The sequence below is a fragment of the Ancylobacter gelatini genome (genome assembly GCF_022601675.1).
Classification (GTDB): domain Bacteria; phylum Pseudomonadota; class Alphaproteobacteria; order Rhizobiales; family Xanthobacteraceae; genus Ancylobacter; species Ancylobacter gelatini.
In genome coordinates this window covers 141915-167926 of record NZ_JAKVIL010000003.1, presented here as the reverse complement: position 1 = coordinate 167926, position 26012 = coordinate 141915, and the positions used below count along the sequence as shown (strand labels likewise).

Sequence of the window (26012 nt, the reverse complement as noted above, 5' to 3'; positions counted from 1 at the left end):
TTACCGCCCCGGGCCGTCCAGCCTCACGCGTACGGCCTCACACGCCTGGCGGACGCCGCAGGTCGAGCGTGGCGGGAAACTCCCCGCTCGGCTCCTCGGCCGGCACGAACAGATAGCCCGGCGTGTGGCCGAAATGCTGGAACCGCGCCAGACGGCGGGCCTGCGCCTCGTAGGAATTCACCGGGAACGTATCGTAGTTTCGCCCGCCCGGATGCGCGACATGATAGACGCAGCCGCCCAGCGAACGGTTGGACCACAGATCCACGATGTCGAAGGTCAGCGGGGCATGCACGGGAACCGTCGGGTGCAGGCCCGAGGCCGGCTGCCACGCCTTGAAGCGCACGCCCGCGACATATTCGCCGAAGCGTCCGGTCGGGATCAGTGGCAGGCGCCGTCCGTTGCAGGTGACGATGTGGCGGGTCGGGTTGAGGCCCTCGACGCGGGCCTGCAGGCGTTCCACCGAGGAATCGACGAAGCGCACCGTGCCGCCGATCGCCCCTTCCTCGCCCATGACATGCCACGGCTCCAGCGCCTGGCGGATCTCCAGCGAGACCCCGCCATATTCCACCTGGCCGAAATAGGGGAAGCGGAACTCGCGCTGCGCCTCGAACCATATCGGATCGACGCGGTAGCCGGCGCGGCCGAGGTCGTGCAGCACGTCCATGAAGTCCGCCCACACGAAGTGCGGCAGCATGAAGCGGTCGTGCAGCGCCGTGCCCCAGCGCGACAGCTTGCCTTCCTGCGGCTCGCGCCAGAACCAGGCGATGAGCGCGCGCAGCAGCAATTGCTGCGCAAGGCTCATGCGCCAGTCCGGCGGCATCTCGAAGGAGCGGAACTCGACGAGGCCGAGCCGGCCGGTCGGTCCGTCCGGCGAGAACAGCTTGTCGATGCAGATTTCCGAGCGGTGGGTGTTGCCGGTGACGTCGGTCAGCAGGTTGCGGAACAGCCGGTCGACCAGCCAGGGCGGGGGCGCCTGCCCGACGCCCGGCGGCGGCACGTTGGCGAGCGCGATCTCCAGTTCGTACAGGCTGTCGTGGCGCGCTTCGTCGATGCGCGGGGCCTGCGAGGTCGGGCCGATGAACAGACCGGAGAACAGATAGGACAGCGAGGGATGGCGCTGCCAGTAGGTGACGAGGCTCTTGAGCAGGTCCGGCCGGCGCAGGAACGGGCTGTCCGCCGGCATCGCGCCGCCGACCACCACATGGTTGCCGCCGCCGGTGCCGGTGTGGCGCCCGTCCACCATGAACTTCTCAGTGCCGAGCCGCGACAGCCGCGCTTCCTCGTAGAGGTCGCGGGTGATCTCGACGCAGGTCTTCCAGTTCGACGCCGGATGGACGTTGACCTCGATCACGCCCGGATCGGGCGCGACGCGGATCACGTTGAGCCGCGGGTCGACCGGCGGGGTGTAGCCTTCGATGTGCACCGGCAGTTTGAGCTCGGCGGCCGTGACCTCGATGGCGGCGAGCAGCTCCAGATAATCCTCCAGCCGCTCGGTCGGCGGCATGAACACGCAGAGCCGGCCGTCGCGCGGCTCCACCGACAGCGCGGTACGCACCGAACCCGTGCCGGTGAGCACCTGCTCCACCTTCTCCTGGTGGCCCTCATCCGACGCCGAGCGGCGATAGAGCTGGTGCAGCACCTCCACATCCGGCAATTCGCCGGTGATGGTCATCGGGTCGGCGGGGTTGATGTAGGGATAGGCGGCCGGCGGCACCCAGGGCAGGCTGGCCAGCGGCAGCCGGTAGCCGACCGGGCTGTCGCCGGGCATGAGGAACAGCTTGCCGCGCCGAAAGCTCCACTTCTCGCTGACCCAGCCGCGCTGCGCCCGCGCCTGCCAGCGCTGGATCGGCAGCACATAGCCGCTCGGCTTGCCGAGGCCGCGCTCGAAAACGCGGCTGAAGCGGGCGCGCTCTTCCGGGTTCTCCAGCTTGGAATCGAGCGGATCGACATTGTCCGGCAGGTCGCTTTCCTTGAGGATCCAGTGCGCCGGGTCCTCATAGGCGGCCTCGACATAGCCGCTTGCCAGGCCGAGACGCTCGGCGAGATTGGCGGTGAAGGCCTCGGCCTCCTTGATCTTGGCGGAGTTCTGCGCCTCAAGGGCGATCAGGCTGGGGTCGCGCCAGATCGGCTTGCCGTCCTTGCGCCAGTAGAGCGAGAAGGTCCAGCGCGGCAGGCTCTCGCCCGGATACCACTTGCCCTGGCCATAATGCAGCATGCCGCCGGGCGCGAAGCGCTTGCGCAGGCGGCGCACCAGGTCGTCGGCGCGCATGCGCTTGGTCGGACCGACGGCGGAGGTGTTCCACTCCGCGCTCTGGTAGTCGTCGATCGAGATGAAGGTCGGCTCGCCGCCCATGGTCAGGCGCACGTCCTGCGCCGCAAGGTCGGCATCCACCCGGTCGCCGAGCGCGTCGAGCGCGGCCCAGGCATCATCGGAGAACGGCAGGGTGACGCGCGGCTTCTCGGCGACGCGGGTCACCCGCATGTCGAATTCGAAGCTCGTTTCGGTGCCCTCCTCGGCGGTGAAGCCGCCGGTGATGGGCGCTGCCGAAACGTAATTGGGCGTGGCGCAGAGCGGCAGATGGCTCTCGCCGCACAGAAGACCGGAGGTCGGATCGAGCCCGATCCAGCCGGCGCCGGGCAGATAGACCTCGCACCAGGCGTGCAGGTCGGTGAAGTCCACCTCGGTGCCGGTGGGGCCGTCCAGTGCCTTCACATCGGGCTTGAGCTGGATCAGATAGCCCGAGACGAAGCGCGCGGCGAGACCGAGCCGGCGCAGGATCTGCACGAGGAGCCAGCCGGAATCGCGGCAGGAACCGGCGGCGAGCGACAGCGTTTCGTCCGGCTTCTGGACGCCGGGCTCCATGCGGATGAGGTATTTCACGTCGTGCTGGAGGTTCTGGTTCAGCTCGACGAGGAAGTCGACAGTGGGCGCGCCGGCCTTGGGGCGCCATTTCTCGACATAGGCGTCGAGCAGCGGCCCGCCCTCCTCCTTCTCCAGATACGGAATCAGCTCCTTGGCGAGATCCGTCGGGTAGGCGAAGGGCAGCTTCTCGGCATATTCCTCGATGAAGAAGTCGAACGGATTATAGACCGTCATGTCCGCGATCAGGTCGACCTCGATGCGGAACTCCGTCACCGGCTCGGGAAAGACGAAACGCGCCATCCAGTTGCCGAACGGATCCTGCTGCCAGTTCACGAAATGGTTCGAGGGCGTGACCTTGAGCGAATAGCTCTGCACCGGTGTCCGGCAATGCGGCGCTGGGCGCAGCCGGATGATCTGTGGGCCGAGCGTGATCGGGCGATCATACGTGTAGGCCGTGACGTGATGCAGGCTGGCGAAAATGGTCATAGGCACCAACTGGAAAGAACGGAACCACCGCGCGAGGCAAACAGCTTAGGCGGGCGGACCGGGGGAACGGAAGAAGTTTCCCGGCGCGCTGTCGAATGGACGCAGGATTCATGCCGCATGGTTTACCGTTACGTCGCGGCGCGGCCTTGCCACCGGCGTCGCGTGGCCGCCTGATTAAGCACCATGCCGCTGCCATTGTCGCGGAATTCTGCTGCTTATTCAGGCGGAGGCTCACGGCGCCGGGGTCGGCTCGCCCGCCGGCGGCAGGGGAGCGCCATGGTCCGCGGGGGTCTTCTTGCGGCCGCGCCATTCCTCGAAACGCTGCAGCACCGTGTAGAAGGACGGCACGAACAGCACGGCCAGGCAGGTCGAGGCCAGCATGCCCGAGAACACCGCGATGCCGATCGACTTGCGCGAATTGGCGCCGGCGCCGGTCGCCAGCACCAGCGGCAGCACGCCCAGAATGAAGGCAAAGGAGGTCATCAGGATCGGGCGGAAACGCAGCCGTGCCGCCTCCACCGCCGCATCCATGATCTCCATGCCCTCCGCCCGCTTCTCGCGCGCGAACTCGACGATAAGAATCGCGTTCTTGGCCGAGAGCGCGATCAAGAGGATCAGGCCGATCTGGGTGTAGAGGTTGTTGGCGATGCCGAGCCCGGTCAGCGCGCCCACCGTGCCGAGCAGGGCGAGCGGCACCGCCAGCAGCACCGAGAGCGGCTGGATCCAGCTCTCATACTGGCCGGCGAGCACGAAATAGACCAGCAGGATGGCGAGGCCGAACACGTAGTAGATCTCGTTGCCGACGACCTCTTCCTGATAGGACATCGCGCTCCACTCATAGTCCATGCCCGGCGGCAGGGTCTTGGTGGCGACCTGGCCCATGATGTCGAGGGCCTGCCCCGAGGAGAAGCCCTGGGCAGCGCCGCCGACGATGGTGGCCGCCGGATAGAGGTTGTAGAGCGTGATCAGCGAGGGGCCGAAGACCGGCTTCACTTCCGCCAGCGTGCCGATCGGCACCATCTCGCCGGCCGGGGTGCGGATCTTGAGGTTCAGCACCTGCTCGGGCGTGCGGCGGAACTCGGATTCAGCCTGGATATAGGCCTGGAAGGTCTGGCCGAACTGGTTGAACTGGGTGACGTAGCTCGACCCGATATAACCCTGGATGGTGGAGAAGACCTGCCCGACGGTCACGCCGAGCGTTTCCGCCTTGATGCGGTCGATCGACAGGAAATATTGCGGCACGTCGGCGCGGAACGAGGTGTTCAGCCGCTGCAGCGCCGATTGCGCGCCGGCATTGGTCACCACCTGCTGGGTCGCCGCCTGCAGTTCGGAGAAATCGAAGCTGCCATTCTTGGATTCCACCATCATGGTGAATCCGCTGGCATTGCCGATGCCCTGAATCGGCGGGGGAACCAGCACGAAGGTGATCGCGTCCTGCTCCGCTTCCAGCGCCTTGTTGAGCGAGGTGTAGATCTCCAGCAGGCCCTGCCCGGCCTTGTCGCGCTCGTCCCAGCCCTTGAGGATGACATAGGCGACGCCGGCATTGGGCAGGGTGGCGTTGTTGTCCAGCACCGAGATGCCGGAAATGGCGATCACGTTCTCGACGCCCGGCGTGTCGGACGCGATCTTGGAGATGCGCGCCATCACCTCGTTGGTGCGCTCCAGCGAGGCGGCGTCGGGCAGTTGCGCGCCGATCAGCACATAGCCTTGATCCTCGGTCGGCAGGAACGCCGTCGGCACCCGGGTGAGGCCCCACATCGCGACGCCGATCAGCACGAGGGCCACGGTCACGGTCAGGTAGCTGACATGAACCATGCGCCGGATGAGGCCGGCATACCAGTGCTCGGCCCGGTCATAGACCGCGTTGAAGCCGCGGTAGAAGAAGTTACGCTCCTCCGGCGGCACCGGCTTGCGCAGCCACAGCGCGCACTGCGTCGGCTTGAGCGTCATCGCGTTGATCGCCGAGATGAAGGCGGTGGCGGCGATGACGAGGGCGAACTGCTGGTAAAGCTGGCCGGTCAGGCCCGGCATGAAGGCCGCCGGGATGAACACCGACATCAGCACCAGCGTGATGCCGATGATCGGCCCGAGCAGTTCGTCCATCGCCTTCTCGGCCGCCGCGCGACCCGGCAGGCCGCGCTCGATATGACGTGCCACGCCTTCCACGATCACGATGGCGTCGTCGACCACGATGCCGATGGCGAGCACGATGGCGAACAGGGTGGACAGGTTCACCGTGAAGCCCATCGCCGACATGGCGGCGAAGGAGCCTATGATGGTGACCGGAACCGTGGTCGCCGGCACCAGCGTCGCCCGCCAGTCCTGCAGGAAGACGAGGATGACCACCAGCACCAGTATGCCGGCCTCGAACAGCGTCTTGTAGACCTCCGTCACCGATGCGTTGACGAAGACGGTCGTGTCGAACGGAACCTGGTAGGCGAGACCCGGCGGGAAGTTCTTGGCGAGTTGGGCCATCTTGTTGCGCACTTCCTGCGCGACCTGCAGCGAATTGGCCTCGGGAAGCTGGTAGATGCCGAGCGCGGCGGCCGGCTGGCCGTTGAAGGTGAACTTCTGGCTGTAGGTCTGGGCGCCGAGCTCGACCCGGCCGACGTCGCGCACCCGCGTGATCTGGCCGCCATTGGCGTTGTCGACCTTGACGATGATGTTCTCGAAATCCGCCGCCTCGTCGAGCCGGCCTGCGATGTTCAGCGTGAACTGGAAGTCCTGGCCCTTGGGCATGGGCGGCATGCCGATCATGCCGGAGGCGACTTCCTGGCTCTCCTGCTGGATGGAATCGATCACCTGCTGGGGCGTCAGCCCGCGCGCCTGGAGCTGGTCGGGATTGAGCCAGACGCGCATGGCGTACTGGCCGGCGCCGAACACGCTGACATTACCGACGCCGTTGAGACGGGCGATCTCGTCCTGCAGGTTGATGACGCCGTAATTGGCGAGGAACAGGCTGTCATAGCGCCCGTCCGGGGAATAGAGCGTGACGAATTGCAGGATCGAGGTCGATTTCTTCTGCGTGGTCACGCCCTGCACCTGCACCGCCTGCGGCAGCGACGACATGGCGATGGCGACCCGGTTCTGCACCAGAACCTGCGCGAAATCGGGATCCGTGCCGATGGCGAAGGTGATGGTAAGCGTGTAGGTGCCGTCGCTGGCGCTGGTGGACTGCATGTAGAGCATGCCCTCGACGCCGTTCACCTGCTGCTCGATGGGCAGGGCGACGGTATCGACCAGCGTGCGGGCGCTCGCGCCGGGATAGAGCGTGGTCACCTGCACCGTCGGCGGCACGACATTAGGATATTGCGCCACCGGAAGATTGAGCAGCGCCACCGTGCCGATGAGCACGAACACCAGCGCGAGGACGTTGGACAGAACCGGCCGTTCGATGAAGAAGCGGGAGATCATGAATCGGACTTTCGGTTCGGGCTGACCGTTGGCTCAGGAGAACCGGCGCGCGGCCGGGTTGGTTCTTAGGGTTTGGCCGGGGTCGCTGCGGGAGGCGTCGCGGCAGAAGGCGTCGTGACCGTCGGAGCGGCCTCGGCGGGAGGCGCGGGTGGCGGCGCCACCTCTTCGGGATCCACCTTCGCGCCCGGCACCGCGCGCTGGATACCGCCGACGATCACCTTGTCGTCGGCGGACAGGCCGGATTCGATCACCCGCAGCCGACCGTGAAGCTGGCCGAGGGTCACGATCTTCTGCTCGACCACATTGTCCTTGCCGAGCACCAGCACATAGCTGCCCTGCTGGCCCGAGCCGATCGCCGTGGCATCGACCAGCAACGCACCCGGCAGATGCTGGACCGGGACGCGCACCCGGACGAACAGGCCCGGCAGCAGCTCCGTCTTGTCATTGTCGAACACCGCGCGCGCCAGCAGCGTGCCGGTGGACGGGTCGATCTGCGGGGCAGCGTAGTCGAGCTTGCCCTTGTGGGGGTATTCGTCGCCCTCGTTCTGCAGGCCGATGTCGATCTCGATCTCGTGTATCTGCTCGATCGTGCGCCCGGTCGCCGCCAGCGCCTGCTTGATGCGCAGCACCTGATTTTCGCTCAGGTTGAAATAGGCATAGATCGGGTTCATCTGGATCAGCGTGGCGAGCTTGGTGGGCTCGGCATGGCCGACCAGCTGACCGACATCGGCCAGATGCCGGGTGACGATGCCGTCGAACGGCGCGGTCACCTGAGTGTAGCCCAGGTTGATGGTGGCGATCTCGACATTTGCCGCCGCTTCGTCGACGGCGGCCTTGGCCTGCTCCATCGTCGCCCGCGAGCGATCGACCACCGCCTGCGAGGAGAAGTCCTGCTGGCCGAGCGTCGACTGGCGGCCATATTCGGTCTGGGCGTTGGTGTACTGCGCCTGCGCCGAGGCGAGCTGTGCTTTGGCCTGGTCGAGATTGGCCTTGTAGGTGTCCTGCTGGATCAGGAACAGCTGCGTGCCCTTCTTCACCTGCGCGCCATCGGTGTAGTTGATGGCGTCGAGGAAGCCCTCGACCCGCGCCACGAGATCGATCTCGCCCACCGAGGCGGTATTGCCGGTGAGGTCGAGATAGCGCGTGACGTCCTGCTTCACCGGCGACGTAACGGAGACCTTGGGCGGCGGGGGCGCGACATACTCGTTCTTGTCGCCGCAGGCGGCCAGCACGAGGGAAAGGCCGGCAACGGCCGCAACGCCCATCCAACCGCGTCGCAACACCGTCTGACGCGCATCCGGACCCATCTCACACCCCATGACCAGGAACCACTCTGACTCGGAACCATTCTCCTGCGCGAAATATACCGGCGCAGACCTGATTGTCTAGCAGCGGCAATGCCCACGACTCAGAAATGATCCATGATATTTTCATGTATAACGGGTCGATACTTCACCTCTACACGCGAAATCACGCGAATGACACAAGTATAAATCGCCCCCCGCCCGCCGCGCACCCGACGGCAGCGGGACGGCGGCAGCAAGCCCGATGGTGCAGCGCAGAAATGCGGAGGCTTTCGACGGATTCGCCCTAGGCGGACGGGCGCGTCCATTCTACTGAATAGGCCTCATCGTCCCGGACCGCCCTGCCCTATCCTTAGATGCGAGAGCCGCCATGAAGCCGATCGGATTTGCCGTGCTCCTCCTCGCCCCCCTCGCCGCAAGCAGCGCTCTGGCGGACGTCTCGGGGCTGACCCTGACCCAGGGCGATATCTTCGCCGACCCGGTGGGAACGGTGATGGATGTCTCGGTCGCCAATGCCGGCGCCAACACGGTGGCCGCGGTTCAGATCACCTGCACCTTCGCCGAGGGCGGCAAGCCGGCCGGCACGGTGAGCACCATCATCTACAACATCACGCCGGGCGGCACCGGCGACGGGCGAATCCAGCTAATGGGCGCGAGCGCGCACAGCGCCCGTTGCACGCTGGCCGATGTGCCTGCCGGAACGCCGATGCCGTCGAACTGACGCGCCACGCAAGCGCGGCGCATCGAGACGGTTGAAAATGCCGATGGGCGTCTTGCCACGCGGTCGCGCTTCGCTATATTCCGCGCCTCTTCGTCCGGCGCTGCGCTGTTCCTTCGGGGACGCGGATATGGTGGGACGCAGAAGATCGCGCGGGCCTGAGGGCCGGCGCCGCAGGAGGGGTGGCCGAGTGGTTGAAGGCGCACGCCTGGAAAGTGTGTATACGGGAAACCGTATCGCGGGTTCGAATCCCGCTCCCTCCGCCAAGTTTTTCAGCTAATATATTGATATAAATCAATATTTTTCGCGGCTTACTTCCTGCACCTCACCCGCCGACCTGCATCACAGCGCATGGGCGCGAACGCTCCCGAACAGAACGGGCGGCAAGCCTGTGCCCGCCGCTCTCATGGTGAGGATCGCTGACTTCGATCGCGTTTATCAATCATCGTCGTCTCGGGCAGAATTGGCGACGACAGGCAGCGCCGTTCCCTGCACCTGCTTGATCATGGTGTGTTTCCGGCCCCTCTCACGGTCGACAACACGCCGCACATGGACATTCGACGAGAGAGTTCTACGCGACGGCTGAAGTCGGTCTCCGCGACCGGCGGGGCGAGGGAAGGCGGCCACGCGCGGGTCCGGCACTTCGTGTCGAAGCGGCAGCGCGAGTAAGGCGGCCATTGCGGCGCCACGTCCGCCCGGCTGTCGATCCCCGGCGCTGCAGGCCTACTCACCGCGTCCAGGTGGCCAGTCCCTCATCGTTCAGATAGTCGATGCGCATCGATTTGAGCGCGCCGCCAGGCCCTTCAAAGCGGACCGAGGAGAGCGAACCGTCCGGTGCATTCTCGCTGCGGGGCGCGATCGAGAAAACGTCGCCGTTCCAATGGGTCATCGGCATGGTGATTGCCGCGGGACCCAGGGTTAGGACAAGGCCGTTCTCGCCTTGGGTGATACGCGCCGGGCCGAAATACGGGCTGTCATAGCTGCCGACATAATCCGCCAGCGGGCGTGCCGGTGCCGGGCGCGCCGGGGCGGTCTCGCCGACGAGATCGCCCACCGGAGCATAGTTCTGCATCAGCAGCGGGTGCATGAGCGCGTACCAGTCGCGGGTCGGTGCGCCGTACTGGACGATGTCGAGGAAATGGCCGGTGATGGCCTCCGCCGCGCCCACCGGTCCGGCATTGGTCAGGACGATGATGGCGAGGTCGGCGGAAGGCAGGAACTGCACATTGGTGGCGGCGCCGGTCACGAAGGCCCCGGAGTGGCTCATGTCGGGCCGACCATTGGCATTGACCGACACATTGAAGCCGAAGCCGTAAAATCCCGAGCGCGAGCCTATTGTGCCCGCAGGTGCGCTGAAGGCCTGAGCGCGCAGGGCCGGCAGCAGAGCGGCGGGCGAGATCATGTCGCGGCCATCGCGCTGACCGTTCGCCAGTATCAGCTTCGCCCATTCGGCGAGGTCGGTCACGTTGGAGGTTACGCCACCCGCGGGAGACTGCTGGTCCGGATCGCGCTTGAGGCCTGCCACGAAGCGGCCATTCTCCAGCGTGTGCAGTGTCGCCCGGTTCTCGCGCGCCAGGAAGTCGGCATAGCGCGAGCTGGTGGAGGTCATTGCGAGCGGGCCGTAAAGCGCCTCCTGCGCGAGGTCGGCCCATGGCTTGCCGGCCGCCGCCGCGACAGCCTCGGCACCCGTGGTGAAGCCAAAATTGGCGTAGTTGTAGCTGATGCGGAACGGATGGAGCGGCAGCATCCTCAGCCGTTCGAGAATGGTCTTCCGGTCGAAGCCGATGTCTTCCAGCGTGTCTCCCGCCGCGTGCGGCAGACCGGAGCGATGAGAATAGAAATCGCCCACCGTGCCGTTTGCGGTCACATAGGCATCCCCAACGGCGAAGGTCGGCAGGTGCTGGATGATCCTGTCGTCCCACGTCACCTTGCCGGCGGTCACCTGCGTGGCGGCAATGGTGGCGGCGATAGGTTTGGACATCGAGGCGATCTGGAACACAGTCGCGGTGTCGACCTTCGCATCCTTGCCCAGCTCGCGCACGCCGAACCCGCGCGCAAATACCGTCTTTCCATCGTGAACAACGGCAACGGCCGCACCGGGAACGCCACTGCGTTTCAGCACGCTTTCGATCTCGTCGGGCAGATCCGCCAATGCCCTTTCGAGCCCACCCACGGCCAGCGGCACGACGTCTTCGGGCGGAATGGCGCCCAGCGTCAGCGGCACGGTCTGCGTCTGCGCCGGTACGGCAATGGATGAGCCGAGAAGCAGCGCGGCGGAGATCGATAGCCAGCTAAATCTTGATCGTGCAGCTGATCGCGTCATTGCGCTGGTCTCCATAAAGCGGCGTGCCGAAGCGCCGCGCAAGGATCGGCAAAACTGTGGTCGCTTCCGGCGGATCGATATACCCTCCAGACCGGTGCTCTCGTCGGCAGGCTATCGCGCCGCTCTTGACCATCGCAATCGTCCACCCGTCTCACAGCCAGGCGCAGAGTGCCGACAACATGACCAATCGTCCTGTTCCCGACGGTGAAGACGATGCAGGCCTCAAGATGAATGCCGGGCTCTATCGGCTGCGGCGCGTGTCGACGACCGATTTCGATCCGGGCGACCGCTTCGATGCGTGGCGCGAGACCGCTTACACCATCGCCGATCTCGAGGTGCCCCGTTCCGGCGAGGCCGAACTGTTCGGTACCAAATATGCCGTGCACGGTGCGATAGGCAATTTTGCCAGCCATGCCGGGTCGGAGCACCGCACCGTCATCACTCCAGCGACACGGCTCAGTGGCGCCCTCGATGCCATTATCATTTCGCTGATGGCGGAAGGCAGCGTTGGGCTCGAAAGCCCCGGCGGCGAGCAGCCGATCACGCCGACCGGCCGTCTCGTCGCCTATGACGCGACCAAGGCCATGCGCTACCACTGGAGCGTCGGCAAGGAGATCTACGTGGTGCTCCCCCGGGCCAAGGCGCTGGAAGCCTTTGGCGGCGAATTGCCCGGCCTCGTGCTGCCGCTCGATACCATCCCGCTCGGGGTGATGGTGCGCGACCATATGGCCGCGCTGGACCTGCAGGCCGAGCATCTCGACCGCAAGGAAATGGCCATTGCGCTCGACGCGCTGCACACACTGGCGCTGCTTCTGCTCCAGCGCATCGGGCGCGGCCTCAGCGACCGGGACGAGCCGGATCCGAACGCGCTTTTCCTTGCCGCCAAGCGCTATATTCACGCAAATTACAACGTGTTCGACCTGTCGCCGGAAGCGATCGCCCGTGCGGTCGGCTGCTCGCGAGCGACCTTGTACAGGGCCTTCATGCATAACGACGCGACCATAATGGACACGGTTCGCGACGTCCGGCTCGCCATGTCGCGCAGGCTGATAGAGGCCGGCACCGGACGCAGCATATCCGTTATCGCCTATGATTGCGGGTTCAGGGACGCCTCATCGTTCGGAAAGCTGTTTCGTAGCCGATTTGGCGTCTCACCCAGCACCTGGCGCGAGCAGTTCGGCTAAGCCCCGCGCCGCCGGCGGTGTGGCGGGCCGGCTTGGGGGCCGCGTGGTTCAGGCGTCTCAACATTGGTCATGATGTATCAGCGAACCGCGCACGGCGAGAAAGCTGTTGCGGGTCGCGCGACCCTCATGCTTCTCCAATGACCGATGGTTATCGGATAGGTGCGACGCTCAGGGCTTAGGCCGCCCGGGCACGCCGGAGGATGCAGACGATGCCGCCTGTTGCGACGCCCCCGATGACAACGCCGCGATTGACCGTGCGACTGCTGAGAGCGACGGCGCTGTCGACCGTTCTCGGCATGGGCATGATGATCCTCTCCAGCCCCGTCCGTGCCGCGAACTTCAATGTCGGCAACGATGGGGATTTGCGCAGCGCCATCAGCAGCGCCGGCAATGGCGACACCATCACCTTCACGGCCGACATCACGCTGACGAGCAATCTGCCGAACGTCACGACGAATGTCAGCTTCATCGGCGACAACCACACCCTCTCGGGCAATAACGAGTATCGCGGCCTGTTCGTGCAATCCGGCACCGTCACGATCAGCGACCTCACCATCACCAATTCTCTCGCACAGGGCGGCACGGGCGGAAACGGCCTGCGGGGTGCCGGCGGCGGCGGCGGCGCCGGACTTGGCGGGGCGCTGTTCATCGCCAGTGGCGCGCATGTGGCGGTCGACAATGTCAATCTGCAGAGCAGCGCAGCGCGCGGTGGCGCGGGCGGCGAGGCCACGGGCAACGGCATTGTGTCGACCAGCGGCGGCGGTGGGGGCTACTGGCCGACCGGCGCCAATGGCGGCAATGCCGGTGGTCTTTCCAGCGGCGGCGGTGGAACGGGCGGTGGCGGTGACGGTGCTGATACCGGCAATGGCGGTGCGGGCGGGTTCGGCGGCGGCGGCGGCGGCTCGGGATCAGGCTATGGCGGCGTGGGCGGCTTCGGCGGCGGCGGCGGCGGGGGCTCTGGCTCCACCATGATCGACGGCGGCTTCCTGGCGGGCAAGGGAGGCCCCGGCGGACCGACCAGGGGCGGCGGCGGCGGCGGTGGCGGCGGCATGGGCGGCGCGATCTTCGTTCAGGATGGCGGATCTCTCGCCGTGAACGGACCCCTCAATATTTCTGGCAACGACGTCTCCGGCGGCGCCGGCGGCAGCGGTTTTGGCACGGGCGGAGCTGGCGGATCTGGCGGGGCGGGAATGTTCCTCGCCGGAAACGGTTCGCTGGCCATCGCGCCCGGCGGCGGCGAGACCACCAACATATCCGACGCCATCGCCGACCAGACGGGTCTCGGTGGCACCGGCGCCACTGCCGGCAGCTGGTCGCTCGTGAAGAACGGCGCCGGCACGCTGATCCTCACCGGTGCGAACGCCTATACCGGCGGCACGACCGTCAATAGCGGCGTGCTACAGGGCAACACCCTCGGGATCCAGGGCAACGTCGTGAACCATGCCGAGGTCGTGTTCGACCAGAGCACCGGCGGCACCTATGCCGGCAACATGTCGGGCACGGGCACCCTCATCAAGACCGGCACCGGCAACCTCACGCTCGACGGCGTCAACACGCAGGCGGGCGGCACCCGCGTCGAGAACGGCGTGCTGTTCTTCCGCAATGACGCCAGCCTCGGCCCGACCGGAATGGGAATCGACCTCAGCGGTGGGGCGATCGGGATCGGTACCGCAAACGGCCAGGTCATGGATCGCGCCCTGGCGTTGACCGGAACCGGCGGCATCTATGTCGGGCCGAACAGCAGTGATCCAGATGCCCAGGTGACCTGGAACGGGGCGATTACCGGCTCCGGCGCGCTCATCGTCGCGGGCGACGGCATTGTCGAACTGACCGGGAACAACACCTACGCCGGCGGCACGCGGGTGGTGGGCGGCGATATCAGGTTTACGACCGACGCAAATCTGGGAGCTGCCGGCACGGGTATCGCCTTGACCAAGGGTACCGTCGGCACGACCGCGAATGCGGCGGCGGCACTCGACATCAGCCGTGATCTCACCCTGACCGATTTCGGTTCTGTCTACGTGCAGAACAATCCGCTGATCTGGAGCGGCAACATCAGCGGCACCGGCAGTTTCAATAAGGACGGTGGCGGCGTTCTGCAGCTCACGGGAACGAACACCTATACCGGCGATACGGTCATCGACGAGGGTACGCTGCAGGTCGCTTCCGACGACAAGCTCGGGGCCGGGACCAACATCATCATGGTCAATAACGGTCACCTCTGGGCGAGCAGCAGCTTCACGACGTCCCGTTCAATCGCCCTGGTCGATGCCGGCGGCGGCTTCCAGCTTGATGCCGGCACGACGCTTACACTGAACGGCGCCGTCGGGTCGGGCGGAACGGGCGCCCGGACTCTCAGCCTCGTTGGCACCGGCACACTCGTCCTCGCCGCCGCGTCCTACGAATATGGCGGGGTTAACAATTACGGCGGCACCATCCAGGGCAACACCAGCAATCTGCGCGGCAACATCAATTTCGACAACAATGCCGGCAACACCAATGCGCGATCGATCGTATTCGATCAGACCACCGACGGCACCTTTGCCGGCGACATCACCGGCATGGGCAATACGCTGGGTCTCGGCACCATCACCAAGACCGGCGCCGGCAAGCTGGTCCTCTCCGGCACCAGCAAGTTCACGTCGCAGGTCCCGGGGCTGGCGGAGTTCACGGTTCTCGATGGCACCCTGCAAGGGACGAGTTCCAGCCTGCTCGGCAACATCGCCAACAATGCCGCGCTGATCTTCGATCAGAGCTTCGACGGCACCTATGCCGGCAGCATGAGCGGCAGCGGCACGCTGACCAAGAACGGCACCGGCAAGCTCAATCTCACCGGCACCAGCACCGTCGGCGGCGGCACCACGATCAATGCCGGCGGCGTCGCCGTGAACGGCCACCTGAGCAGCGATGTCCTCGTCAACAAGGGCGGCACGCTAAGTGGCAGCGGCAACGTCACCGGCCACATCACCAATCATGGCGGCACCGTCAAGCCGGGCAATTCGATCGGGCATCTGATCGTCGACGGCAACTTCACCGTCAACAGCGGCACGGTGGAGATGGAGGTCAACGCCGCCGGCGACAGCGACCGGATCAGCGTCATCGGCGCCGACCACAGGGTCATGATCAATGCCGGCACGCTCGACATCTTGGCGGAGCCGGGGATTTACACGCCAGGCACGACCTACACCATCATCACTACAGAAGCCGGCGGCAATGTCGCCTTTGGCGAGGTGACGGGCGGTGTCGGCTTCCTGACGCCGCAGGTTTCGCTCGATCCCGAACATATCTATGTGACGCTGGCGCTGGCGCCCGATGCTTTCGCCTCGGCGGCGCTGAGCACGAACCAGCGGGCGGTCGGTGGCGCGCTCGATGCGATTGCGGCCAGCGGCGATGTCGGCGGCCTCATCACGACCGTCGCTAATCTGCCGGTCGCGGACGGAGCGGCGGCGTTCCAGACGCTGAGCGGACAGCCTTACGCCGACCTTGCTACGGTGAACCTGCGCGCCAGCCAGCTGTTCATGAACGCAGTGGGACGGCAGATGTCGGTCGCCCGCAATGGTGGCGCGGCGGCCGATCGCGCGTCGCTGGCTCCCGGCTCGGACACGCTGGCCGGCTTTTCAGCGTGGATCAGCGGCATCGGCAGCACCGGCAGCCTGAGCGGCAACGCCAATGCTTCCGGCCTCGACTATTCGCTGGGCGGCACCGCCTTCGGTATCGACTACCGCGTCAATCCGAACTTCCTCCTCGGCGCGGCTGGCGGCTATGTCGCCGGCTCGCAATCGGTCAATGGCTTTGCCGGCGACACCGATGCCGACACGGTCAGCGCCGTCGCCTATGGCTCGTTCACGCAGGGCCCGCTCTATGTCGACGCGCTGGCGGGCTATGCCAATGCCGGCAACTCCCTGGAGCGCTTCGTCGGAAGCGCCGGCCTGCCGTTCGGAATGGCCGAGGGCGACACCGATGCCGGGCAGTTTCTCGGCCAGATCGAGACCGGTTACACGTTCGGCCTCGCCACGGCGTTCACGTCCGCGATCACGCCTTTCGCTCGGCTACAGGTGGTGGCGATCGATCAGGACGGCTTCACCGAGACCGGCGTGCGCCCGTACAATCTCACCGTCGCCTCGCAGTCCACCACATCGGTGCGCAGCACAATCGGCGCCGATTTCACCGCGAGTGTCGATCTCGGCAATGGTATCCCGCTCGATCTGGGCCTGAGGCTTGGCTGGGTGCACGAGTTCGCCGACACCACATCGGCGATGACCGCGTCGTTCGCGTCGGCTCCCGGTGCGGACTTCACCGTCTATGGCGCAATGCGCCAGCCGGACAGTGCGCTGGTCGGCGTGTCAGCCGCCGTGACGCTCAGCGACAGCAGCTCGCTGTTCGTCAGCTATGATGGCGAAATCGGCTCCGGCAACGACAACCACCAGATCTGGGGCGGCTTGAAGCTCACCTGGTAACCACGCAGCCTCAACAAGCCCCGGCGTTTCAGTCCCGCGATGCGCTGCCGGAAAGGCCCCCGCGCGATTCATCGGCAAGGTTGCCCTGCGGTGCGGCGATGGCCGCGGCTGTTGCCTCGGCGAGGATGTCGAGCGGCGCCGGCCGCGCCGGGAATCGAGCGGCGTTGGCGCCAAAGGACGCGGGATCCAGACCCGCCCGCTGCGCGGCATAGACCGACAGTCCGAAACCGCAAATTCGCCCCTGGCACAGCCCCATTCCGGCCCGCGTCCACATTTTCACGCCATGGGCGTCGCACCCGCCGTCTTGCAGGGCCGCGGCGACATCGGTGGCACGGACCTCCTCGCAGCGACACAGCAGCGTTTCCGCGTCCGGGAGCTGGCCCAGTGCGGCGTAAGGCACGCGGAAGGCACGGCGCAGCGCTTTGGCGAAGCGGTCGGCACGGCCCGCATATGACGGTGGCGAATGCCCTGCGGGTCGACCGACGAAACGCGCCGCCGCCGCACCCGCGCGTGCGCCGCCCGCGAGGGCGGGATATGCTCCGGCGACACCCGTGATCTCGCCGGCGGCAAACACGCCGGGAACACTGGTCGCGCCGCTCGCCTCGTCAATGGCGACATGGTGCCCGCCGGCGTTCCAGTCATGGCGCAACGAACAACCGAGCAGGGTGGCGATTTCGACGGAAGGCCGAAAGCCGTACCCCACCAGCAAGGCGTCGATATCATCGATCGTCTCCGGATCGTCGGCGCCGAGCCGCCCCTCCCCGTCAAGAAAGGCGAAGCGGACGCGGTTTACATGGCCCTCGCCCATCGCCTCGGCGACGACGCGGCCGAAGCGAAACCGCGACCACAGCGGGGCCACAGCGCGGAGCAGGCCGGCCGCCTCGGCCCAGCGGGAGGGAAAGCGCAGCAATGTGGCGGCGAGGCGCAGCGGCGAGGGGCTCGCCTCCACCACGCGGACCACCTCGCAGCCGGCGTGGTGCAGCTGGGCGGCCACCACCAGAAGGAAGGGCCCGCAGCCGGCGAGAACCACGCGCTTTCCCGGCGTGATGCCGTGCATCTTGACGAGACGCTGCGCGGCGCCGGGATTCATCACCCCCGGCAGGGTCCAGCCCGGGAAAGGCGAGGTGCGCTCATGCGCGCCTGTGGCCAGCACCAGGGCCTTTGCACGCACCACCAGCGCCCGCTCGCCCTGCCGGGCGAGCAGCGTCCCGGCCCCGTCCGCGCCGAATACCTCGACGCCGGAACGGATCACGACGCCGCTGTCGCGCACCTTCCCGATCAGCGCACGGCCCTGCCCCACCTGGGCGGCGGCCAGCCCTGACACCGGATGTGGCGGCTGCATGAAATATTGACCGCCCGGCCGGTCGAACAGATCCAGTAGCACGACCTGGGCCCCGGCCCGGCGCGCCGCCAGAGCGGCCGAAAGTCCCGCCGGCCCGCCGCCGACGACGCAGATCTCGCTGTCGACGATCTCGGCGCTGCGCCCGGTCATGAGGTCGCCCTTAGCTGCCGTGTAACGACCATGCCGGGCGCCACGGTGGTGAGGCAGGTCCGGGTCGGGACGCCGTCGACCAGCGCCACGCAGTCGAAGCACACGCCCATGCCACAGAACAGGCCGCGCGGCGCGCCGCCTGCGGTATCCCGCAGATGACCGACAAAGCGCTGGTGCAGCATCGCGCCCAGATTGGCGCCCGCGGCAACGCGCACGCGCTGCCCGTCGATTTCGATGTCGATCGCATCATCTGGGGCGGTCATGCGTGGGTCTCCCGCCCGGCCGAGAAGCGCCGCGGATCATAGGGTGAGGGGTCGACCTCGCCGCTCCGCGCTTCCAATGCGGCCGCGATGATCTCGGCGATGACGGGCGCGCGAAGGAAGCCGGTGCCGTTGTCGCCCGCCGCCATATAGAGGCCGGTCGGGCCGACCGGCCCGGCGATGAAGCGGTCGTCGGGCGTCACCGCCTCAAAACGCACCCAGGAGCGCAGCACATCGGTGCCGCGCAGGCCGGGGAACAGTCGCAACAGGGTCGCGATGGAATCGCTGACGAAGCGCAGATCGACCTGGGGAATGGTGTTCTGCGCACCGGGCGCGGATTTGCCACCTTCTAGCACCGTGTTGAACAGGATCTGGCCGGCTTCCGATTGCTGGATCTGGGTATAGCCGCCATGGACGCCGCCCTGTTCCGACTTGCAGGCGCCGACCACGCCGCGAATGGTCGGCGGCTGGGCGACGGTGGCAAGGCATTGCGCCTTGCGTGGGACGATGGGCAGCGACACACCGAGCGGTGCCACGAGATCAGCGGCCCAGGGTCCCCCGGCGACCACCACCGCATCGGCAGGGATGGTGGCGTCGGCGGTGCGGACGCCGCACACGCTCTCGCCCCGTGTGTCGATGGCGAGCACGCTCTGGTGGTGGCGCAACTGCGCACCGGCGTCCATCGCCGCCCGGAGCAGCGTGCGTACGGAAAGGAACGGGTTCACCAGCGCGTCGTCGGGCGACCAGCTCGCCGCGAGGATAGGCCCGGTGAGAGCCGGCTCGATCTCGCGCACCTGTTCCGCGGTGAGGAAGGAGGCAGAGAGACCGGCGGCACGCTCCAGCGCGATCCAGCGTTCGGTGGTCGGGATGTCCGCCTCGTGGTCGATGAAGCGGATCTGGCCGCAGCGCCGATAGTGAAACGCTCCGTTGAAACGTTGATCCCACAGCGCCCAGCGCTGGGTCGCCCAGATAAGCTGCGGCAGTTCGATCTCGGAATTCATGTGAGTGCCGAGACAGGCAAGGCTGGCGCCGGAGACCGCCGAGCCGGGTGACGCCCGCTCCAGAACGGTGACGCGCGCGCCCCGTTCCACGAGTGCAAGCGCCGTCGCGGCGCCGACGATACCGGCGCCGACCACGACGATATGGCGGGCCTCTAGGCCCATGTCATGGCCTTGAGTGCGGCCGGCGCGGCGGCCCAGTAGCGGGCCACGGCGACCTGTGCGGGGTCGAGCGCCGGCGCGTGCCCGTCCACCTCGTCCATGGCCGCGAGCGCGCGACGGACATGATCGGGGTCCGGCACGGCGAAGCCCTGCTCAAGCGCAGGGCCGCTCGCCGCGAGGTCACGCATATGGCCGAGCTGCGTGCGGTGATGCGCGTCGCTCATATCCGGCCGCAGCTTGCGGCACAGAGCGACGGCCTGTTCGGGATCGTGGAAGGCGAGCTGCCAGCCCTCGAGGAACAATTCGACCAGATCCTGGAGCAACGCGTCTTCCGGCCCGATCCAGTCGCGCCGCGCGATCAGCCCGTCCTTGAGCAGCGCGGCGCCGTAGTCGGGCGGCTGGAACAGCGTGACCTCGCTCAGCGGCAGGCCGCGATGCTCCATCTCGTGAAGCTCATGATAGACGGTCATCTGGGCGCAGTCGGCCTTGCCGTCGATGAGTGCCGCCACCGTGTCGGCGGTCGGCAGCCGGGTGACGCGCGCGGGGTCGAGCCCGGCCTTGCGCAGCATCCAGCGGAATTCGAGATCCTCGCCGCCCGGCCACACCGCCGCTGTGCGTCCGGCAAGGTCGGCGGGCGAGGCGATGCCGGCGCTCCTGCGCACCGGATAGACCAGCGGGCTCGACTGCTGCACCGCCATGAGGAAGACCAGCCGCTCGGGCGCCGCGCTTTCGACGAGATGCGCGGGGCTGGCGATCGCGAGATCGCAGGCGCCTTCCTGCAGGGCGGCCATGCCGCCCTGCGAGAAGTCGATCGGCTCGCAGGTAAGCGCGATGCCGCGTTTGCGCGCGAGGCCGCTGTGCTGGGCCAGCAGATAGCCGACGAACTGGGCCTGCGGATGCCAGAGCAGCCTCAGGCGGACCTCGCGCGACATGGACGCCTCCTCACTTCACCGGGCAGTTGATCTTCTTGTAGGCTTCCGGCGCCTTGTCCCAGAACGTGTTGGTGTAGCCTTCGACCAGTGCGATCGGCGCCTCGATGATCTTGGCGTCCAGCAGCACCTTCTGCACCCGCTCCCACGAGGCGGGGTCGGTCTTGCCGAATTCCCCCTTGAGCGTGGGGCCGGCGCAGATGAGATCGCCCATGGCCTTGATCTGGGCCACCTGCGAGGGCTCGGTCAGCTCGCCATTGTACTTGACCACGATCTTGGCGGCGGCTTCCGGGTCCGACAGCGCGTCCTGCCAGCCGCGCAAGGTCGCATCGACCATGGCCTGGACCTTCGCCGGTTCCTTCTTGATCATCGCCTCGGTGGCGAACACGCCGGTATTGACGAAAGCGACGCCATAATCCTCGGGGTTGAGGAAGACGAGGTCCTCCGGCTTGTAGCCCTCGGCATAGACCAGCTGAAGCTCATTGTAGCGCGTGACCTGCATCACCTCGTACTGCTTGTTGAGCCACCCGACGATGTCGAAGCCCTGCGAGATGATGTTGACCTTGGACGGGTCGACATTGGCGGCGCGCAGCATCGCCATGAATTCCTGCTCGTCGCCGCCGAACCACAGGCCCACCGAATGGCCGGGCATGTCTTCGACCTTCTTGATGCCGCTGTCCTTGCGCGCGATGTAGGTGGTCGCGCTCTTCTGGCCGAGCTGGAGCACGGTGACCAGCGGCACGTCATTGGCGCGAGCGGTGATCACCTGGTTGGGGTGCCCGATGCCGAACGTATCGGTGCCCTGCGCCACGGTGATGGCGGGCTTGAGATCGGGGCCGGCCGGAAGCAGCTTGAGATCGATTCCGGCCTCTTTGTAATAGCCCTTCTCATAAGCGACGATCGGGCCGGCGAACTGGCCCTGCATCACCCATTCCAGACGCATCGTGTCTTCGGCCACCGCAATGGCGGGGGTCATGAACAAGGCTGTCGCGACAGCGACGGCACGCTTCCAATTCGTCATGTTGCAATACCTCTGTCCGGCTTTATGGGGTTTCTCGCATCGAGCTGTGCCACGGGATGAGCCATCTCTCGATGGCCGCGACCAGCACGAAGAGGAAGATGCCCAGCAGGGCGGAGGCCAGCATGGCCGCCCACAATCGGGGCATGTTGAGAGTGCGGTAGGCGGTCATGATGACGAAGCCCAGCCCGCGATCGGACTGGATGAACTCCGCGACGATGGCGCCGATCACGCTGAAGGTGACGTTGAGCTTGAGGCCGACGAAGACATAAGGCAGGGCGCTCGGCAGGCGCATCTTGAAAAAGCGCTGGGCCGGCGTGGCGGCGGCGACGTGGAACACCTCCATCACCGTCCGGTCGTAGGATTGCAGCCCCTTCATCATGTTGAGGGCCAGCGGGAAGAATGACAGGAAAGCGGTAACCGCCACCTTGGCGGTGATGCCCGAACCGAACCACAGCATGATGATCGGCGCGATGGCGACCACCGGAATGGTGTTGGAGGCGATGACATAGGGCATCAGGCTGCGCGCCACGAGGCGCGAATAGGCGAAGATGATGCCGAGCAGCGCCCCGAACGCGGAGCCGATCACAAAACCCGCCACCGCCTCGAAGGCCGTGATGGCGGTGTGATAGCCGAGCGAGGCATTGCCGGAGATGAACGCCGTCCAGATCCGGCTCGGCGCCGGGATGAAATAGGCGGGCACCCCCGTGATTTCGACCGCGACCTCCCAGACCACCAGCAGAATGAGGGTCGTGATGGCGCAGGGCAGACCGGCGGCAAGAAGCTCGCCGAGGCGCGAGCGATCGAAGCGGGCGCGCTTACCGGCGATTGTCATGGAACCCCTCCGACAGCAGGCGCTCGCCAAGGCGGCACAGTTCGATGAAGCGATCGGTTTCGCGAACCTCCAGCCCGCGCGGATGCGGCAGGTCGACGTCGATGACGTGGGTGATGCGGCCGGGCCGCGGCGTCATCACCACCACCTTGTCCGAGAGAAAGATCGCCTCCTGGATCGAGTGGGTGACAAACACCACCGTCATGGCCTCGCGTTCGGCGATCTGCGAGAGTTCGAGATTGAGGCGGTCGCGGGTAATCTGGTCGAGCGCACCGAAGGGCTCGTCCATCAGCATGACCCGGGGCGAGGTCGACATGGCGCGGGCGATAGACGCGCGCTGGCGCATGCCGCCCGAAAGCTGGCGGGGCCACGAATTCTCGAACCCGGCAATGCCGACCATCTCCAGCAGCGCACGCGCCTTGGCGAGACGTTCGGCTTGTGCGACGCCCTGCAGCTCAAGCGGAAGCGCGACATTGGCAAGAATCCGCCGCCATTCGAGCAGGGCGGAATCCTGGAACACGAAGCCGATCTCGCGCCTCAGCCGGGCCTCGGCGGGCGGACGCCCCGCAACCTGGACGTGACCGGCGGAGGGGCAGATGAGATCGGCAGCGACGCGGAGCAGAGTGCTCTTGCCGCAGCCCGACGGGCCGATCAGTGAAACGAACTGCCCGGCCTCGATATCGAGGCTGACATTCTCCAACGCGGTCACGGGCGACGTGCCGTGCTCGCCGGCGAAGACCACGTCGAGCCCGCGGAAGGAGACGAGCGGTGAGCTGGTCGTGTCCGTCATCCGTAGCGCTTCCCGCCGGCGAACCAGTCGTCAAACGAGGGGGCGGTCCGGATCACCACGCTGCGCTTGCGCATATAGCTTTCCAGGGCATCCCAGCCGTTCTCCTTGCCGTATCCACTCTCGCCATAGCCGCCCCAGATCGAGCGCGGGTCGTTCTTGTGATGGTCGTTCACCCAGACCACGCCGGCCCGCACCTGAAGCGACACGCGATGAGCGCGCGCCACATCGCGGGTCCACACCGCGGCGCCGAGGGCATAAGGACTGTCATTGGCAAGGGCGAGCGCCTCCGCCTCGCTCTCGAAACGGGAGACGCAGACCACCGGGCCGAACACCTCCTCGCGGAACAGCCGCATGCCCGGCGTGACATCCGCGAACAAAGTGGGCGGCACGAAAAAGCCCTCGTCGAAGGGGGGCGGCAAGACCGGCCGCTCGCCGCCGACCACGAGGCGAGCCCCCTCGGCCTTGGCGGTCTCGATATGCTCATACGCACGCACGCAGGAACTCTGCGAGATCACCGGGCCGACATCGGTCGTCACATCGGACGGGTCGCCGAGCTTCAGCTGCGCGATGCGGCGGCCGAAAGCGTCCAGAAAGCGCTCATAGATCGGCGCGGCGATGAGAAACCGCGTTGCCGACACGCAGGTCTGGCCCGCCGCGATGAAGGCCGAAAAAACAGCGCCCGCCGCCGCCTCCTGAATGTCGGCGTCCTCGAACACGATCACCGGCGCTTTGCCGCCGAGTTCCAGCGTGCAGGGCACCAGGCGCTCCGCCGCCGCAGCGGCGACACGGCGGCCGGTGGTCGTGCCGCCGGTGAGATCGATGCGCTGCACGGCGGGATGGGCGCAGACCAATGCCCCGGCCTCGGCCCCGCCGGTCACCACGCTGATGACGCCGTCCGGCAGGCCGGCCTCATGGCACCATTGCGCGAAGATCAGCGTCGAGACCGGCGCGAGTTCCGAGGGCTTCACAAGGCAGGTGTTTCCCGCCGCAAGCGCCGCCGCGAACTTCTTGACGAGGATCAGGATCGGGTGGTTCCACGGCGTCAGCAGGGCGCACACGCCGAACGGCTCGCGATGGGTAAGCGTGACGATGTCACCCTTCACCCGGTTGGATTCGCCTTCGAGGCCGAGCGCAATCGAGGCGAAATACTCGATCCATTCGGGGATGCGTCCCATCTGCGCGCGCATCTCCCGGATCGGGCGGCCGGTTATCGCCGATTCCAGCTCCGCGAGATCGGGCACCCGCTGGCGGATCAGCGCGGCGAGAGCGTGCAGGTGGCGGGCGCGCTCGAAGACATCGAGCCGGCTCCACCGCTCGAAGCCCTCCTGAGCCGCCTGCGCCGCGGCGGCGACATCCTCGGCATCGGCATCGGGCACCACGGAAAGCAGGGCACGGCTCGCGGGGCTGCGTATCTCCAACGTCTTCCTGCTATGAGCCGCGCGCCACGCCCCGCCATAGTGCAGGCCATAGACCGGGACATCCGTCGTGCCGGCAGGGGTCATGTCGCAAGTTCCTCGATATCGACGTTGCTGGCATGCGCCAGCCATTCCACGGTATCGGCGAGCAGTTGCGCGCCGGCGTGGAGATCGCCCGGCAGGGCACTTTCGGCTTCGTTGTGGCTGATCCCGTCCTTGCAGGGCACGAAGATCATCGCCGTGGGGCCGAGCCGCGCGAGATGGCGCGCGTCGTGCCCGGCGCCGGAGGCCATGTGCTGAAAGGGCAGGCCGAGCTTCTCGGCGAAACCCGCCATCTTGTCCCGGAGCCGCGGCGCGAATGTCAGCGGGGGGTCATGGAGTAGCGGCTCGACCACCATGTCGCAGCGGCCGGCGTTCGCGCGGCCGATGTCGGCAATGGCGTCGCCCAGAGCCTGCAGCGTGCCGGCGTCGGGGTGACGCAGATCGATCGAGAACACGACCCGGCTCGGCACCACCGAAGGCGCATTGGGCGTGACCGTGAAGCGCCCGACGGTGAAACGGGTGATATCCTCGGGATCGTGGAAATGACGGGAAAGGGCGCTGACCACCTCAACCGCCGCCAGCAGCGCGTCCCGCCGGCTGGCATGGGGCTCGGTGCCGGCATGGGCCTCGGCGCCGTCGATCGTTACGCGAAAGGTGCGTTTGCCCTGGATACCGGACACGATGCCGATCGTGTTTCCCGCGGCTTCCAGCACCGGCCCCTGTTCGATATGCGGCTCGATATAGGCGGCAGGGCGAAAGCCGAGGGGCCGGCAGGGCAGGTCGTCCTCTGCCGCTGCGAGGGCGGCGAGCGCCTCCTTCACACAGATGCCCTCGGCGTCGCGCAGTTCGAGGATCGGCTCCAGAGCCCGCGCACCGGCAAAAGCGGCCGAGCCCATCATGCCCGGCGCGAAGCGCGAGCCTTCCTCATTGGTCCACGCCACCAGAATCACCGTGCGGCGCGGTGGCACACCGGCGGCGACCAAGGCTTCCATAACCTCCAACGCCGCCAGAACGCCGAACACCCCGTCGAAGCGTCCACCGGTCGGCTGGCTGTCGAGATGGGAGCCGATGAGGATCGGCGCGAGATCGGGCTGGTCGCCGCGCAGCTCAAGGAACAGGTTCGCGATAGGATCGACGCTGGCGGCGAGACCGATCGCGCGGCCCCAGTCGACGAGCTGGCGGCGGGCCTTCCCGTCGTGCGCCGAAAGCGCCGGCCGGTTGACGCCGGTCTGGCCGAAAGCGCCGATGCGAGCGAGCGCCATGTGGCGCGACCACAGGCGGTCCTGATCGACAAAGGCAGCGAGACGACCGGCCGTCTTCAGCAT

General features: G+C 66.8%; 16 protein-coding genes and 1 tRNA gene. 4 read left to right on the top strand and 13 right to left on the bottom strand.

Annotation, left to right across the window (positions count from 1 at the left end; genetic code table 11):
- Positions 1–37: 37 nt before the first annotated feature.
- The 3 genes from MKI84_RS06910 to MKI84_RS06900 form a co-directional block, all read right to left on the bottom strand.
- The gene (locus tag MKI84_RS06910; protein WP_241617858.1) at positions 38–3349 is read right to left on the bottom strand and encodes a transglutaminase family protein; all 3312 of its coding nucleotides are present in this window, start codon (positions 3347–3349) and stop codon (positions 38–40) included.
- 231 nt (positions 3350–3580) lie between these two features.
- Complete coding sequence (locus tag MKI84_RS06905; protein ID WP_241617855.1) at positions 3581–6763, bottom strand: efflux RND transporter permease subunit; 3183 nt, start codon at positions 6761–6763, stop codon at positions 3581–3583.
- Between the two features lie 65 nt (positions 6764–6828).
- Positions 6829–8028 carry an efflux RND transporter periplasmic adaptor subunit gene (locus tag MKI84_RS06900; RefSeq protein ID WP_241617852.1) on the bottom strand — a complete coding sequence of 400 codons (1200 nt, stop codon included), beginning with the start codon at positions 8026–8028 and terminating at the stop codon, positions 6829–6831.
- 409 nt (positions 8029–8437) lie between these two features.
- Here MKI84_RS06900 and MKI84_RS06895 point away from each other — a divergent pair, with 409 nt between their 5' ends.
- A complete protein-coding gene (locus MKI84_RS06895; RefSeq protein WP_241617849.1) occupies positions 8438–8788 on the top strand; it encodes a hypothetical protein in 351 nt (116 codons plus the stop codon).
- Positions 8789–8961: 173 nt separating this feature from the next.
- A tRNA-Ser gene (locus MKI84_RS06890) sits at positions 8962–9051 on the top strand.
- A 461-nt stretch (positions 9052–9512) separates the two neighbouring features.
- On the opposite strand, the gene MKI84_RS06885 is transcribed toward MKI84_RS06890, so the two are convergent.
- On the bottom strand, positions 9513–11108 hold the full coding sequence (locus tag MKI84_RS06885) for a serine hydrolase (RefSeq protein WP_241617847.1): 1596 nt from the start codon (positions 11106–11108) through the stop codon (positions 9513–9515).
- Between the two features lie 56 nt (positions 11109–11164).
- Here MKI84_RS06885 and MKI84_RS20760 point away from each other — a divergent pair, with 56 nt between their 5' ends.
- Positions 11165–12292, top strand: a complete 1128-nt coding sequence (locus MKI84_RS20760) for a helix-turn-helix transcriptional regulator (protein ID WP_241617846.1) — start codon at positions 11165–11167, stop codon at positions 12290–12292.
- A 254-nt stretch (positions 12293–12546) separates the two neighbouring features.
- Positions 12547–16749, top strand: coding sequence for an autotransporter domain-containing protein (locus MKI84_RS06870; protein WP_342593618.1), 4203 nt, complete (start codon positions 12547–12549; stop codon positions 16747–16749).
- A gap of 28 nt (positions 16750–16777) precedes the next feature.
- Here the strand turns inward: MKI84_RS06870 and MKI84_RS06865 are convergent, their stop codons facing one another.
- The 9 genes from MKI84_RS06865 to MKI84_RS06825 are packed head-to-tail and all read right to left on the bottom strand — an operon-like array spanning position 16778 to position 26012.
- Positions 16778–18241: an FAD/NAD(P)-dependent oxidoreductase gene (locus MKI84_RS06865; protein WP_241617844.1), complete on the bottom strand. Its 1464-nt coding sequence runs from the start codon at positions 18239–18241 to the stop codon at positions 16778–16780.
- Complete coding sequence (locus MKI84_RS06860; protein ID WP_241617842.1) at positions 18238–18504, bottom strand: (2Fe-2S)-binding protein; 267 nt, start codon at positions 18502–18504, stop codon at positions 18238–18240. Before MKI84_RS06860 ends, MKI84_RS06865 begins: the two co-directional genes overlap by 4 nt.
- Positions 18501–19664: an NAD(P)/FAD-dependent oxidoreductase gene (locus tag MKI84_RS06855; RefSeq protein WP_241617840.1), complete on the bottom strand. Its 1164-nt coding sequence runs from the start codon at positions 19662–19664 to the stop codon at positions 18501–18503. Before MKI84_RS06855 ends, MKI84_RS06860 begins: the two co-directional genes overlap by 4 nt.
- Positions 19655–20593 carry an ABC transporter substrate-binding protein gene (locus tag MKI84_RS06850; RefSeq protein WP_241617838.1) on the bottom strand — a complete coding sequence of 313 codons (939 nt, stop codon included), beginning with the start codon at positions 20591–20593 and terminating at the stop codon, positions 19655–19657. The genes MKI84_RS06855 and MKI84_RS06850 overlap by 10 nt, the downstream gene beginning before the upstream one ends.
- Before the next feature lie 10 nt (positions 20594–20603).
- Complete coding sequence (locus MKI84_RS06845) at positions 20604–21611, bottom strand: ABC transporter substrate-binding protein (RefSeq protein WP_241617835.1); 1008 nt, start codon at positions 21609–21611, stop codon at positions 20604–20606.
- A 22-nt stretch (positions 21612–21633) separates the two neighbouring features.
- Positions 21634–22443, bottom strand: a complete 810-nt coding sequence (locus MKI84_RS06840) for an ABC transporter permease (protein WP_241617832.1) — start codon at positions 22441–22443, stop codon at positions 21634–21636.
- Positions 22427–23230 (bottom strand): ABC transporter ATP-binding protein, encoded by an 804-nt coding sequence (locus tag MKI84_RS06835; protein ID WP_241617830.1) that lies wholly within the window; start codon positions 23228–23230, stop codon positions 22427–22429. Before MKI84_RS06835 ends, MKI84_RS06840 begins: the two co-directional genes overlap by 17 nt.
- A complete protein-coding gene (locus tag MKI84_RS06830; protein WP_241617828.1) occupies positions 23227–24732 on the bottom strand; it encodes an aldehyde dehydrogenase family protein in 1506 nt (501 codons plus the stop codon). The genes MKI84_RS06835 and MKI84_RS06830 overlap by 4 nt, the downstream gene beginning before the upstream one ends.
- The gene (locus tag MKI84_RS06825; protein ID WP_241617826.1) at positions 24729–26012 is read right to left on the bottom strand and encodes a hydantoinase/carbamoylase family amidase; all 1284 of its coding nucleotides are present in this window, start codon (positions 26010–26012) and stop codon (positions 24729–24731) included. Before MKI84_RS06825 ends, MKI84_RS06830 begins: the two co-directional genes overlap by 4 nt.

What these genes read in the sequence shown, in the direction of transcription:
- MKI84_RS06850 (WP_241617838.1), bottom strand. Translation starts at nt 20,593, where the DNA reads ATGTCGCGCGAGGTCCGCCTGAGGCTGCTCTGGCATCCGCAGGCCCAG.
- MKI84_RS06840 (WP_241617832.1), bottom strand. Translation starts at nt 22,443, where the DNA reads ATGACAATCGCCGGTAAGCGCGCCCGCTTCGATCGCTCGCGCCTCGGC.
- MKI84_RS06855 (WP_241617840.1), bottom strand. Translation starts at nt 19,664, where the DNA reads ATGGGCCTAGAGGCCCGCCATATCGTCGTGGTCGGCGCCGGTATCGTC.
- MKI84_RS06845 (WP_241617835.1), bottom strand. Translation starts at nt 21,611, where the DNA reads ATGACGAATTGGAAGCGTGCCGTCGCTGTCGCGACAGCCTTGTTCATG.
- MKI84_RS06900 (WP_241617852.1), bottom strand. Translation starts at nt 8,028, where the DNA reads ATGGGCGTTGCGGCCGTTGCCGGCCTTTCCCTCGTGCTGGCCGCCTGC.
- MKI84_RS06860 (WP_241617842.1), bottom strand. Translation starts at nt 18,504, where the DNA reads ATGACCGCCCCAGATGATGCGATCGACATCGAAATCGACGGGCAGCGC.
- MKI84_RS06865 (WP_241617844.1), bottom strand. Translation starts at nt 18,241, where the DNA reads ATGACCGGGCGCAGCGCCGAGATCGTCGACAGCGAGATCTGCGTCGTC.
- MKI84_RS06835 (WP_241617830.1), bottom strand. Translation starts at nt 23,230, where the DNA reads ATGACGGACACGACCAGCTCACCGCTCGTCTCCTTCCGCGGGCTCGAC.
- MKI84_RS06905 (WP_241617855.1), bottom strand. Translation starts at nt 6,763, where the DNA reads ATGATCTCCCGCTTCTTCATCGAACGGCCGGTTCTGTCCAACGTCCTC.
- MKI84_RS06825 (WP_241617826.1), bottom strand. Translation starts at nt 26,012, where the DNA reads ATGCTGAAGACGGCCGGTCGTCTCGCTGCCTTTGTCGATCAGGACCGC.
- MKI84_RS06830 (WP_241617828.1), bottom strand. Translation starts at nt 24,732, where the DNA reads ATGACCCCTGCCGGCACGACGGATGTCCCGGTCTATGGCCTGCACTAT.
- MKI84_RS06885 (WP_241617847.1), bottom strand. Translation starts at nt 11,108, where the DNA reads ATGACGCGATCAGCTGCACGATCAAGATTTAGCTGGCTATCGATCTCC.
- MKI84_RS06910 (WP_241617858.1), bottom strand. Translation starts at nt 3,349, where the DNA reads ATGACCATTTTCGCCAGCCTGCATCACGTCACGGCCTACACGTATGAT.
- MKI84_RS06895 (WP_241617849.1), top strand. Translation starts at nt 8,438, where the DNA reads ATGAAGCCGATCGGATTTGCCGTGCTCCTCCTCGCCCCCCTCGCCGCA.